This window comes from Pluralibacter gergoviae ATCC 33028 = NBRC 105706, from assembly GCF_001598855.1.
Lineage (GTDB): Bacteria > Pseudomonadota > Gammaproteobacteria > Enterobacterales > Enterobacteriaceae > Pluralibacter > Pluralibacter gergoviae.
In genome coordinates, this window is record NZ_BCZS01000042.1 from 24,687 (window position 1) to 35,171 (window position 10,485).

The following is a 10,485-nucleotide window of genomic DNA, read 5'->3' on the forward strand; positions in this document are numbered from 1 at the left end:
AAAAGGAAAAATACATGACCACCCTGAAAATCACCGGGATGACCTGCGACTCGTGCGCGGCTCACGTCAAGGAAGCCTTGGAGAAAGTGCCCGGCGTGCAATCGGCGCTGGTGTCCTATCCGAAGGGCACAGCGCAACTCGCCATTGAGGCGGGCACGTCATCGGATGCGCTGACTACCGCCGTGGCCGGACTGGGCTACGAGGCAACGCTTGCCGATGCGCCACCGACGGACAACCGCGCCGGCCTGCTCGACAAGATGCGCGGCTGGATAGGGGCCGCTGATAAGCCCAGTGGCAACGAACGCCCGTTGCAGGTCGTCGTCATTGGTAGCGGTGGAGCCGCGATGGCGGCAGCACTGAAGGCCGTCGAGCAAGGCGCGCAGGTCACGCTGATTGAGCGCGGCACCATCGGCGGCACCTGCGTCAACGTCGGTTGTGTGCCGTCCAAGATCATGATCCGCGCCGCCCACATCGCCCATCTGCGCCGGGAAAGCCCATTCGACGGCGGCATGCCACCCACACCGCCGACGATCTTGCGCGAGCGGCTGCTGGCCCAGCAGCAGGCCCGTGTCGAAGAACTCCGTCATGCCAAGTACGAAGGCATCCTGGACGGCAATTCAGCCATCACCGTTCTGCACGGTGAAGCGCGTTTCAAGGACGACCAGAGCCTTATCGTTAGTTTGAACGAGGGTGGCGAGCGCGTCGTGATGTTCGACCGCTGCCTGGTCGCCACGGGTGCCAGCCCGGCGGTCCCGCCGATTCCGGGCTTGAAAGAGTCACCCTACTGGACTTCCACCGAGGCCCTGGCGAGCGACACCATTCCCGAACGCCTTGCCGTAATCGGCTCGTCGGTGGTGGCGCTGGAGCTGGCGCAAGCCTTTGCCCGGCTGGGCAGCAAGGTCACGGCCCTGGCGCGCAATACCTTGTTCTTCCGTGAAGACCCGGCCATCGGCGAGGCGGTGACAGCCGCTTTCCGTGCCGAGGGCATCGAGGTGCTGGAGCACACGCAAGCCAGCCAGGTCGCCCATATGGACGGTGAATTCGTGCTGACCACCACGCACGGTGAATTGCGCGCCGACAAGCTGCTGGTCGCCACCGGCCGGACACCGAACACGCGCAGCCTGGCATTGGAAGCGGCGGGGGTAGCCGTCAATGCGCAGGGGGCCATCGTCATCGACAAGGGCATGCGCACCAGTAGCCCGAACATCTACGCGGCCGGCGACTGCACCGACCAGCCGCAGTTCGTCTATGTGGCGGCAGCGGCCGGCACTCGTGCGGCGATCAACATGACTGGCGGCGATGCGGCCCTGGACCTGACCGCAATGCCGGCCGTGGTGTTCACCGACCCGCAGGTCGCCACCGTGGGCTACAGCGAGGCGGAAGCACATCACGACGGGATCGAGACCGACAGTCGCCTGCTAACACTGGATAACGTGCCGCGTGCGCTTGCCAACTTCGACACACGCGGCTTCATCAAGCTGGTCATCGAGGAAGGTAGCGGACGGCTCATCGGCGTGCAAGCGGTGGCCCCGGAAGCGGGTGAACTGATCCAGACGGCGGTGCTCGCCATTCGCAACCGTATGACCGTGCAGGAACTGGCCGACCAATTGTTCCCCTACCTGACCATGGTCGAAGGGCTGAAGCTCGCGGCGCAGACCTTCAGCAAGGACGTGAAGCAGCTTTCGTGCTGCGCCGGATGAGGAAAAGGAGGTGTTCAATGAGCGCCTACACAGTGTCCCGGCTGGCCCTTGATGCCGGGGTGAGCGTGCATATCGTGCGCGACTACCTGCTGCGCGGATTGCTACGGCCGGTCGCGTACACCACGGGCGGCTACGGCTTGTTCGATGACACCGCGTTGCAACGGCTGCGCTTTGTACGGGCTGCCTTCGAAGCGGGTATCGGCCTGGACGCACTGGCGCGGCTGTGCCGGGCGCTGGATGCTGCGGACGGTGACGGTGCGTCTGCGCAGCTTGCCGTGTTGCGGCAACTCGTCGAGCGTCGGCGCGAGGCCCTGGCCAGCCTCGAAATGCAACTGGCCGCCATGCCAACCGAACCGGCACAGCACGCGGAGAGTCTGCCATGAACAGCCCAGAGCACTTGCCGTCTGAGACGCACAAACCGATCACCGGCTACTTGTGGGGCGCGCTGGCCGTGCTCACCTGTCCCTGCCATTTGCCGATTCTCGCCATTGTGCTAGCCGGCACGACGGCCGGCGCGTTCATCGGGGAGCACTGGGGTATTGCAGCCCTCACGCTGACCGGCTTGTTTGTCCTGTCTGTGACGCGGCTGCTGCGGGCCTTCAAGGGAAGATCATGACCGCTTCCCAGCCAGCCGAGAGTGGGCAGCTTTGAGCTTCGCTACCAATCTGGAGGAGTACCACCATGAACGCAAACGCCCCGAACACTGCCAGTTGCACCACCTGCTGCGTATGCTGCAAAGAAATTCCGCTCGATGCCGCCTTCACCCCGGAAGGCGCGGAATACGTCGAACATTTCTGCGGGCTGGATTGCTATGAACGCTTCCAGGCACGCGCCAAGGCCGCGACAGAATCTGACATTGCGCCTGTCCCTGGCGGTTCGCAGCCGTCAGATTGAGGCATACCCTAACTTGATGTCAGATGCCATGTGTCATTTTCAGAAGACGACTGCACCAGTTGATTGGGCGTAATGGCTGTTGTGCAGCCAGCTCCTGACAGTTCAATATCAGAAGTGATCTGCACCAATCTCGACTATGCTCAATACTCGTGTGCACCAAAGCGAGGTGAGCATGGCGACGGAGGCTCTGTTGCAAAGATTGGCGGCAGTCAGAGGTAGGCTGTCGCTCTGCGCCGATCAGGCGGCTGCTGCGAAATGGTGGTTGAGCATGCCCATGGCCTCCGTCAGCGCCGAGGGCCCAATGCCAAAAGCTCTCTCCACAAGGCGCACCTCGCCCCTGATGCCGGGCTGCAGGCACCAGGGGCGAGCCTGTCCTTTGCGCAGGGCTCGCATGACTTCGAATCCCTTGATCGTGGCATAGGCCGTGGGGATCGATTTGAAACCGCGCACCGGCTTGATCAGTATCTTGAGCTTTCCGTGATCGGCCTCGATCACGTTATTGAGATACTTCACCTGCCGGTGGGCCGTCTCCCGGTCCAGCTTTCCTTCGCGCTTCAATTCGGTGATCGCTGCACCATAGCTCGGCGCTTTGTCGGTATTGAGCGTGGCAGGCTTTTCCCAGTGCTTCAGGCCTCGCAGGGCCTTGCCCAGGAACCGCTTCGCTGCCTTGGCGCTGCGGGTCGGCGACAGGTAGAAATCGATCGTGTCGCCCCGCTTGTCGACTGCCCGGTACAGGTAGGTCCACTTGCCCCGCACCTTGACGTAGGTTTCATCCAGGCGCCAGCTCGGATCAAAGCCACGCCGCCAGAACCAGCGCAGCCGCTTCTCCATCTCCGGGGCGTAGCACTGGACCCAGCGATAGATCGTCGTATGGTCGACCGAAATGCCGCGTTCCGCCAGCATTTCCTCAAGGTCGCGATAGCTGATCGGATAGCGACAATACCAGCGCACCGCCCACAGGATCACATCACCCTGGAAATGGCGCCACTTGAAATCCGTCATCGTTCCGTCCGTCCAATCTCCGCCAAGCATGCTCAAGCTTCACGATTTTTGCAACAGAGCCTTTGAGAGAACTATCTTCGGCCTTCACACGCACGAAAGGCGGCGAAGCTCCGCCGTTAATCCGTCCGCCGGAGATCTCGCCCAGGCAGGCTGAAGGCCGAGCAAGCCTGACAGGCCCGAAAAGCCCGGCACGGGCGTCGGCGGCGATGACGGCGGCGGCATTATCCAGGGTTGATGATGGAAGTGGAGGATATCGACAACCTCTCGCGCAACCAAGACATCGCGGTCGGACTGCAAGTGATCTTGAAGCCACGGGCCCGTCCCACCCCGACATGGACCTCGATGCCCGAACGGACGTTAGATTTCGAGTTCTAGGCGTTCTGCGATGAAGGTTGGATCCCAGCCGGGATTGAAAGTGTCGACGTGGGTGAATCCGAGCCGCTCGTATAGGCCACGCAGGTTCGGGTGGCAGTCGAGCCGCAGCTTGGCGCACCCCTGCGTTCGCGCGGCATGGCGGCAAGCCTCGATCAGCGCGGAGCTGACACCCCGGCCCGCATGTGTCCGTCGCACCGCGAGCTTGTGCAGATATGCGGCCTCCCCCTTGAGGGCGTCGGGCCAGAACTCGGGATCCTCGGCCGACAAGGTGCAACAGCCGACGATGCCGTCGCTGCAACTCGCGACTAGGAGCTCGGATCTCAGGACGAAGGTCTCCGCGAATGTCCGGTCGATCCGCGCGACGTCCCAGGCGGGCGTTCCCTTGGCGGACATCCACGCCGCAGCGTCGTGCATCAGCCGCACAACCTCGTCGATATCACCCGAGCAGGCGACCCGAACGTTCGGAGGCTCCTCGCTGTCCATTCGCTCCCCTGGCGCGGTATGAACCGCCGCCTCATAGTGCAGTTTGATCCTGACGAGCCCAGCATGTCTGCGCCCACCTTCGCGGAACCTGACCAGGGTCCGCTAGCGGGCGGCCGGAAGGTGAATGCTAGGCATGATCTAACCCTCGGTCTCTGGCGTCGCGACTGCGAAATTTCGCGAGGGTTTCCGAGAAGGTGATTGCGCTTCGCAGATCTCCAGGCGCGTGGGTGCGGACGTAGTCAGCGCCATTGCCGATCGCGTGAAGTTCCGCCGCAAGGCTCGCTGGACCCAGATCCTTTACAGGAAGGCCAACGGTGGCGCCCAAGAAGGATTTCCGCGACACCGAGACCAATAGCGGAAGCCCCAACGCCGACTTCAGCTTTTGAAGGTTCGACAGCACGTGCAGCGATGTTTCCGGTGCGGGGCTCAAGAAAAATCCCATCCCCGGATCGAGGATGAGCCGGTCGGCAGCGACCCCGCTCCGTCGCAAGGCGGAAACCCGCGCCTCGAAGAACCGCACAATCTCGTCGAGCGCGTCTTCGGGTCGAAGGTGACCGGTGCGGGTGGCGATGCCATCCCGCTGCGCTGAGTGCATAACCACCAGCCTGCAGTCCGCCTCAGCAATATCGGGATAGAGCGCAGGGTCAGGAAATCCTTGGATATCGTTCAGGTAGCCCACGCCGCGCTTGAGCGCATAGCGCTGGGTTTCCGGTTGGAAGCTGTCGATTGAAACACGGTGCATCTGATCGGACAGGGCGTCTAAGAGCGGCGCAATACGTCTGATCTCATCGGCCGGCGATACAGGCCTCGCGTCCGGATGGCTGGCGGCCGGTCCGACATCCACGACGTCTGATCCGACTCGCAGCATTTCGATCGCCGCGGTGACAGCGCCGGCGGGGTCTAGCCGCCGGCTCTCATCGAAGAAGGAGTCCTCGGTGAGATTCAGAATGCCGAACACCGTCACCATGGCGTCGGCCTCCGCAGCGACTTCCACGATGGGGATCGGGCGAGCAAAAAGGCAGCAATTATGAGCCCCATACCTACAAAGCCCCACGCATCAAGCTTTTGCCCATGAAGCAACCAGGCAATGGCTGTAATTATGACGACGCCGAGTCCCGACCAGACTGCATAAGCAACACCGACAGGGATGGATTTCAGAACCAGAGAAAGAAAATAAAATGCGATGCCATAACCGATTATGACAACGGCGGAAGGGGCAAGCTTAGTAAAGCCCTCGCTAGATTTTAATGCGGATGTTGCGATTACTTCGCCAACTATTGCGATAACAAGAAAAAGCCAGCCTTTCATGATATATCTCCCAATTTGTGTAGGGCTTATTATGCACGCTTAAAAATAATAAAAGCAGACTTGACCTGATAGTTTGGCTGTGAGCAATTATGTGCTTAGTGCATCTAACGCCTGAGCTCAGCCGACCGAAACCGCGTAGCGGTTTTGGGTCGGCTGCAGCGATTTGTTGGGCGATAGCTTGCCACATTCTCTCAACGATTGGGATTTGATGTACTTTCCGCACTTTGTAGCGCGACCACATCATGCTCCCCCTGGCCGCGAGAGCCCTTCACTCGGGAAACACAAGACAGACCGAGCACGACTGTTGCAAGGGTCAAACAGTACACGACAACCGGCCAAGCCGTGTTGCGCGGCAACAGCGAAATGATCAACGTTCCGATGCTTCCTAGCAGTACACCGCCCAAGCAGAAGTAGACTGCCGTGACCGTTCCAGCAACATGGTCGAATCCTCGAAGAGCGCCATTGGGCGCCACAGATACCGCTGTGGCGACACCAATACCCACTAGCCACATTGGAGCAATAAAGCCTAACACGGACTGCAAAGCCCATATTTCGGTGATGGCAAGCAATACTGCTCCAGCTATCAGGCATCCCATTCCCATTCGCAAGACACTTGGGCTGCCCCACTTGGGTATCACACGCCCCATAAAACGAGCCGTAAACACCATGGCAATTGCCACTGTGGCGAACAGCAGGCTGAAGCCAAGCTGAGACACACCTTGCCTGCCCATCATTAGTCCGGGCGCAATGGAGAAAAAGACGAAGAAGCTACCCATTCCAGCGGCGTAACACAACGTGTACAACCAGAAGTTCAGGCACTTAACGGGGAGTAGCAGCTGCGACCATTGCAAGCCCGCAACTCGTTGCACCCGGGTTTCAGGCCAGAATCGCCACGCTGCTGCAGATGCAGCGATCATGCCCAAACCTAGAAACGCAAAGATAGCCCGCCACCCAAGCCACATGTCGACGAGCGCTCCGAGCAATGGGCCTACCGCCGGGACCATGGCCAGCATGGATCCGAGTATGCCGTAAATGACATTACTTTCCTCGCGACCTGCGTAAATGTCACGTACTGTTGCAAATGTGGAAACAAGGCACGCCGAGGCACCACAAGCCTGAAGAATCCGAAGCCCCAGAAAGACTTCAGCCGATGACGTAAGAGCGAGGCCCATTGACGCCACAACGTAGGCGAGGCCACCTCCCAGTAGAACGGGGCGGCGCCCCAGTCGGTCCGATAGCGGTCCAAACAAGAGCTGACCGGCACCAATCATGACCAAGTACGTTGTCAGCGTAAGCTGAATTGTGCTCGCTGTCGTACCAAGCGCGTTTGGCATAAACGGCACTGCTGGCAAGTACATGTCCATGCCGAGTGATGCCAATAAATCGAACGGTGATAACAACAACACCGTGGCGGCAAGGGAGTACCGCCAACTAAAGTTTTTTGAGCTCACGAAACCATCTCCTTGAACAAAGGATTTGGCGGCGCTCCCGTAGAGCAAAAGGATTCATGAGAACGCCGCAACAACCGAAAAATGAAGGTTGCTGCGGCTTACTTGTCTGCGTTCTTGGAAGTGCTCATCTGCTGACTATCTCATGATTGAATTTGAATCGTAACAACTTTCAAGCAACTCTGCAAGGAGCCTTATTGTGCGCCCAACGCCGGAGTTAAGCCGCCGCGCGTAGCGCGGTCGGCTTGAACGAATTGTTAGACATCATTTACCAACTGACTTGATGATCTCGCCTTTCACAAAGCGAATAAATTCTTCCAAGTGATCTGCGCGTGAGGCCAAGTGATCTTCTTTTTGTCCCAGATAAGCTTGCTTAGCTTCAAGTAAGACGGGCTGATACTGGGCAGGTAGGCGTTTTATTGCCCAGTCGGCAGCGACATCCTTCGGCGCGATTTTGCCGGTTATTGCGCTGTACCAAATGCGGGACAACGTAAGCACTACATTTCGCTCATCGCCGGCCCAGTCGGGCTGCGAGTTCCATAGCTTCAAGGTTTCCCTCAGCGCCTCGAATAGATCCTGTTCAGGAACCGGGTCAAAGAATTCCTCCGCTGCCGGACCTACCAAGGCAACGCTATGTTCTCTTGCTTTTGTAAGCAGGATAGCTAGATCAATGTCGATCATGGCTGGCTCGAAGATACCCGCAAGAATGTCATTGCGCTGCCATTCTCCAAATTGCAGCTCGCGCTTAGCCGGATAACGCCACGGGATGATGTCGTCATGCACGACAAGGGTGACTTCTATAGCGCGGAGCGTCTCGCTCTCGCCAGGGAAAGCCGAAGCCTCCATAAGGTCATTGAGCAATGCTCGCCGCGTCGTTTCATCAAGCTTTACGGCCACAGTAACCAACAAATCAATATCGCTGTATGGCTTCAGGCCGCCATCCACTGCGGAGCCGTACAAATGCACGGCCAGCAACGTTGATTCCAGATGGCGCTCAATGACGCTTAGCACCTCTGATAGTTGGTTCGAAATTTCGATGGTCACCGCTACCCTCATGATGTCTAACGGCCAAGGTAAGCGGCCCGCAGAATGCGGGTCCGCTTGACCGCAGAGTTAGACCCGAAGGCCAAAAGGGAGCGCCCGGCCTTGAAGAAGGGCGCAGCCCAAGAAAAACCGCTGGACCACGAAAGCGGCGCAGCGCTGCAAGAAGGATAGCTGGTGGCGCTTGCTGCACAAGCGCTGGAGGCCCAAAAGGCTAGAAAGCCTTTGGAACAGGGCGGAGCGCTGAAATAAGTGGCTGCGCGCATAAAGCGGGTGATGGGACTAACGCCTGAGTTAAGCCGGAGCGCTTTGCGGCCGCGGCGTTGTGACAATTTACCGAACAACTCCGCGGCCGGGAAGCCGATCTCGGCTTGAACGAATTGTTAGGTGGCGGTACTTGGGTCGATATCAAAGTGCATCACTTCTTCCCGTATGCCCAACTTTGTATAGAGAGCCACTGCGGGATCGTCACCGTAATCTGCTTGCACGTAGATCACATAAGCACCAAGCGCGTTGGCCTCATGCTTGAGGAGATTGATGAGCGCGGTGGCAATGCCCTGCCTCCGGTGCTCGCCGGAGACTGCGAGATCATAGATATAGATCTCACTACGCGGCTGCTCAAACTTGGGCAGAACGTAAGCCGCGAGAGCGCCAACAACCGCTTCTTGGTCGAAGGCAGCAAGCGCGATGAATGTCTTACTACGGAGCAAGTTCCCGAGGTAATCGGAGTCCGGCTGATGTTGGGAGTAGGTGGCTACGTCTCCGAACTCACGACCGAAAAGATCAAGAGCAGCCCGCATGGATTTGACTTGGTCAGGGCCGAGCCTACATGTGCGAATGATGCCCATACTTGAGCCACCTAACTTTGTTTTAGGGCGACTGCCCTGCTGCGTAACATCGTTGCTGCTGCGTAACATCGTTGCTGCTCCATAACATCAAACATCGACCCACGGCGTAACGCGCTTGCTGCTTGGATGCCCGAGGCATAGACTGTACAAAAAAACAGTCATAACAAGCCATGAAAACCGCCACTGCGCCGTTACCACCGCTGCGTTCGGTCAAGGTTCTGGACCAGTTGCGTGAGCGCATACGCTACTTGCATTACAGTTTACGAACCGAACAGGCTTATGTCAACTGGGTTCGTGCCTTCATCCGTTTCCACGGTGTGCGTCACCCGGCAACCTTGGGCAGCAGCGAAGTCGAGGCATTTCTGTCCTGGCTGGCGAACGAGCGCAAGGTTTCGGTCTCCACGCATCGTCAGGCATTGGCGGCCTTGCTGTTCTTCTACGGCAAGGTGCTGTGCACGGATCTGCCCTGGCTTCAGGAGATCGGAAGACCTCGGCCGTCGCGGCGCTTGCCGGTGGTGCTGACCCCGGATGAAGTGGTTCGCATCCTCGGTTTTCTGGAAGGCGAGCATCGTTTGTTCGCCCAGCTTCTGTATGGAACGGGCATGCGGATCAGTGAGGGTTTGCAACTGCGGGTCAAGGATCTGGATTTCGATCACGGCACGATCATCGTGCGGGAGGGCAAGGGCTCCAAGGATCGGGCCTTGATGTTACCCGAGAGCTTGGCACCCAGCCTGCGCGAGCAGCTGTCGCGTGCACGGGCATGGTGGCTGAAGGACCAGGCCGAGGGCCGCAGCGGCGTTGCGCTTCCCGACGCCCTTGAGCGGAAGTATCCGCGCGCCGGGCATTCCTGGCCGTGGTTCTGGGTTTTTGCGCAGCACACGCATTCGACCGATCCACGGAGCGGTGTCGTGCGTCGCCATCACATGTATGACCAGACCTTTCAGCGCGCCTTCAAACGTGCCGTAGAACAAGCAGGCATCACGAAGCCCGCCACACCGCACACCCTCCGCCACTCGTTCGCGACGGCCTTGCTCCGCAGCGGTTACGACATTCGAACCGTGCAGGATCTGCTCGGCCATTCCGACGTCTCTACGACGATGATTTACACGCATGTGCTGAAAGTTGGCGGTGCCGGAGTGCGCTCACCGCTTGATGCGCTGCCGCCCCTCACTAGTGAGAGGTAGGGCAGCGCAAGTCAATCCTGGCGGATTCACTACCCCTGCGCGAAGGCCATCGGTGCCGCATCGAACGGCCGGTTGCGGAAAGTCCTCCCTGCGTCCGCTGATGGCCGGCAGCAGCCCGTCGTTGCCTGATGGATCCAACCCCTCCGCTGCTATAGTGCAGTCGGCTTCTGACGTTCAGTGCAGCCGTCTTCTGAAAACGACA

13 protein-coding genes and 1 pseudogene are annotated in these 10,485 nt (G+C 59.2%); 6 read left to right on the forward strand and 8 right to left on the reverse strand.

The window, feature by feature from the left end:
- Window positions 1-14: 14 nt before the first annotated feature.
- The 5 genes and pseudogenes from merA to ENGE1_RS29590 all read left to right on the forward strand — a co-directional run.
- Window positions 15-1,700 carry a mercury(II) reductase gene (gene merA, locus ENGE1_RS23810; protein ID WP_000209296.1) on the forward strand — a complete coding sequence of 562 codons (1,686 nt, stop codon included), beginning with the start codon at window positions 15-17 and terminating at the stop codon, window positions 1,698-1,700.
- A 17-nt stretch (window positions 1,701-1,717) separates the two neighbouring features.
- The gene (merD, locus tag ENGE1_RS23815) at window positions 1,718-2,083 is read left to right on the forward strand and encodes a mercury resistance co-regulator MerD (protein ID WP_001277466.1); all 366 of its coding nucleotides are present in this window, start codon (window positions 1,718-1,720) and stop codon (window positions 2,081-2,083) included.
- Entirely contained in the window at window positions 2,080-2,316 is a 237-nt protein-coding gene (gene merE, locus ENGE1_RS23820) for a broad-spectrum mercury transporter MerE (RefSeq protein ID WP_001087807.1), read from the forward strand. Before merD ends, merE begins: the two co-directional genes overlap by 4 nt.
- Window positions 2,317-2,381: 65 nt before the next feature.
- Complete coding sequence (locus ENGE1_RS27415) at window positions 2,382-2,594, forward strand: DUF3330 domain-containing protein (protein WP_000993245.1); 213 nt, start codon at window positions 2,382-2,384, stop codon at window positions 2,592-2,594.
- Between the two features lie 32 nt (window positions 2,595-2,626).
- Window positions 2,627-2,692 (forward strand): annotated as a pseudogene (locus ENGE1_RS29590) (EAL domain-containing protein); the annotation flags it as partial.
- Window positions 2,693-2,831: 139 nt separating this feature from the next.
- Here the strand turns inward: ENGE1_RS29590 and ENGE1_RS23825 are convergent.
- The 8 genes from ENGE1_RS23825 to aac(3)-Ia all read right to left on the reverse strand — a co-directional run bounded on the left by ENGE1_RS23825 (window position 2,832) and on the right by aac(3)-Ia (window position 9,099).
- Window positions 2,832-3,596: an IS6-like element IS6100 family transposase gene (locus ENGE1_RS23825; RefSeq protein WP_001389365.1), complete on the reverse strand. Its 765-nt coding sequence runs from the start codon at window positions 3,594-3,596 to the stop codon at window positions 2,832-2,834.
- Between the two features lie 357 nt (window positions 3,597-3,953).
- Window positions 3,954-4,454, reverse strand: a complete 501-nt coding sequence (locus ENGE1_RS23830; protein ID WP_000376623.1) for a GNAT family N-acetyltransferase — start codon at window positions 4,452-4,454, stop codon at window positions 3,954-3,956.
- Window positions 4,455-4,581: 127 nt separating this feature from the next.
- On the reverse strand, window positions 4,582-5,421 hold the full coding sequence (gene sul1, locus ENGE1_RS23835; RefSeq protein ID WP_000259031.1) for a sulfonamide-resistant dihydropteroate synthase Sul1: 840 nt from the start codon (window positions 5,419-5,421) through the stop codon (window positions 4,582-4,584).
- On the reverse strand, window positions 5,415-5,762 hold the full coding sequence (locus tag ENGE1_RS23840) for a quaternary ammonium compound efflux SMR transporter QacE delta 1 (protein ID WP_000679427.1): 348 nt from the start codon (window positions 5,760-5,762) through the stop codon (window positions 5,415-5,417). Before ENGE1_RS23840 ends, sul1 begins: the two co-directional genes overlap by 7 nt.
- Before the next feature lie 191 nt (window positions 5,763-5,953).
- On the reverse strand, window positions 5,954-7,213 hold the full coding sequence (locus ENGE1_RS23845; protein ID WP_000095725.1) for a chloramphenicol efflux MFS transporter CmlA1: 1,260 nt from the start codon (window positions 7,211-7,213) through the stop codon (window positions 5,954-5,956).
- 261 nt (window positions 7,214-7,474) lie between these two features.
- On the reverse strand, window positions 7,475-8,266 hold the full coding sequence (locus tag ENGE1_RS23850) for an ANT(3'')-Ia family aminoglycoside nucleotidyltransferase AadA2 (RefSeq protein WP_001261740.1): 792 nt from the start codon (window positions 8,264-8,266) through the stop codon (window positions 7,475-7,477).
- 5 nt (window positions 8,267-8,271) lie between these two features.
- Window positions 8,272-8,517 carry a DUF1010 domain-containing protein gene (locus tag ENGE1_RS27445; protein WP_032492246.1) on the reverse strand — a complete coding sequence of 82 codons (246 nt, stop codon included), beginning with the start codon at window positions 8,515-8,517 and terminating at the stop codon, window positions 8,272-8,274.
- Between the two features lie 117 nt (window positions 8,518-8,634).
- Window positions 8,635-9,099 (reverse strand): aminoglycoside N-acetyltransferase AAC(3)-Ia, encoded by a 465-nt coding sequence (aac(3)-Ia, locus tag ENGE1_RS23855; protein ID WP_022542381.1) that lies wholly within the window; start codon window positions 9,097-9,099, stop codon window positions 8,635-8,637.
- A 170-nt stretch (window positions 9,100-9,269) separates the two neighbouring features.
- On the opposite strand from aac(3)-Ia, the gene intI1 reads away from it, so the two are divergent.
- Window positions 9,270-10,283 (forward strand): class 1 integron integrase IntI1, encoded by a 1,014-nt coding sequence (gene intI1, locus ENGE1_RS23860; RefSeq protein ID WP_000845054.1) that lies wholly within the window; start codon window positions 9,270-9,272, stop codon window positions 10,281-10,283.
- Window positions 10,284-10,485: the final 202 nt, after the last annotated feature.

What these genes read in the sequence shown, in the direction of transcription:
- merA (WP_000209296.1), top strand. Translation starts at nt 15, where the DNA reads ATGACCACCCTGAAAATCACCGGGATGACCTGCGACTCGTGCGCGGCT.
- merD (WP_001277466.1), top strand. Translation starts at nt 1,718, where the DNA reads ATGAGCGCCTACACAGTGTCCCGGCTGGCCCTTGATGCCGGGGTGAGC.
- merE (WP_001087807.1), top strand. Translation starts at nt 2,080, where the DNA reads ATGAACAGCCCAGAGCACTTGCCGTCTGAGACGCACAAACCGATCACC.
- ENGE1_RS27415 (WP_000993245.1), top strand. Translation starts at nt 2,382, where the DNA reads ATGAACGCAAACGCCCCGAACACTGCCAGTTGCACCACCTGCTGCGTA.
- ENGE1_RS23825 (WP_001389365.1), bottom strand. Translation starts at nt 3,596, where the DNA reads ATGACGGATTTCAAGTGGCGCCATTTCCAGGGTGATGTGATCCTGTGG.
- ENGE1_RS23830 (WP_000376623.1), bottom strand. Translation starts at nt 4,454, where the DNA reads ATGGACAGCGAGGAGCCTCCGAACGTTCGGGTCGCCTGCTCGGGTGAT.
- sul1 (WP_000259031.1), bottom strand. Translation starts at nt 5,421, where the DNA reads ATGGTGACGGTGTTCGGCATTCTGAATCTCACCGAGGACTCCTTCTTC.
- ENGE1_RS23840 (WP_000679427.1), bottom strand. Translation starts at nt 5,762, where the DNA reads ATGAAAGGCTGGCTTTTTCTTGTTATCGCAATAGTTGGCGAAGTAATC.
- ENGE1_RS23850 (WP_001261740.1), bottom strand. Translation starts at nt 8,266, where the DNA reads ATGAGGGTAGCGGTGACCATCGAAATTTCGAACCAACTATCAGAGGTG.
- ENGE1_RS27445 (WP_032492246.1), bottom strand. Translation starts at nt 8,517, where the DNA reads ATGCGCGCAGCCACTTATTTCAGCGCTCCGCCCTGTTCCAAAGGCTTT.
- intI1 (WP_000845054.1), top strand. Translation starts at nt 9,270, where the DNA reads ATGAAAACCGCCACTGCGCCGTTACCACCGCTGCGTTCGGTCAAGGTT.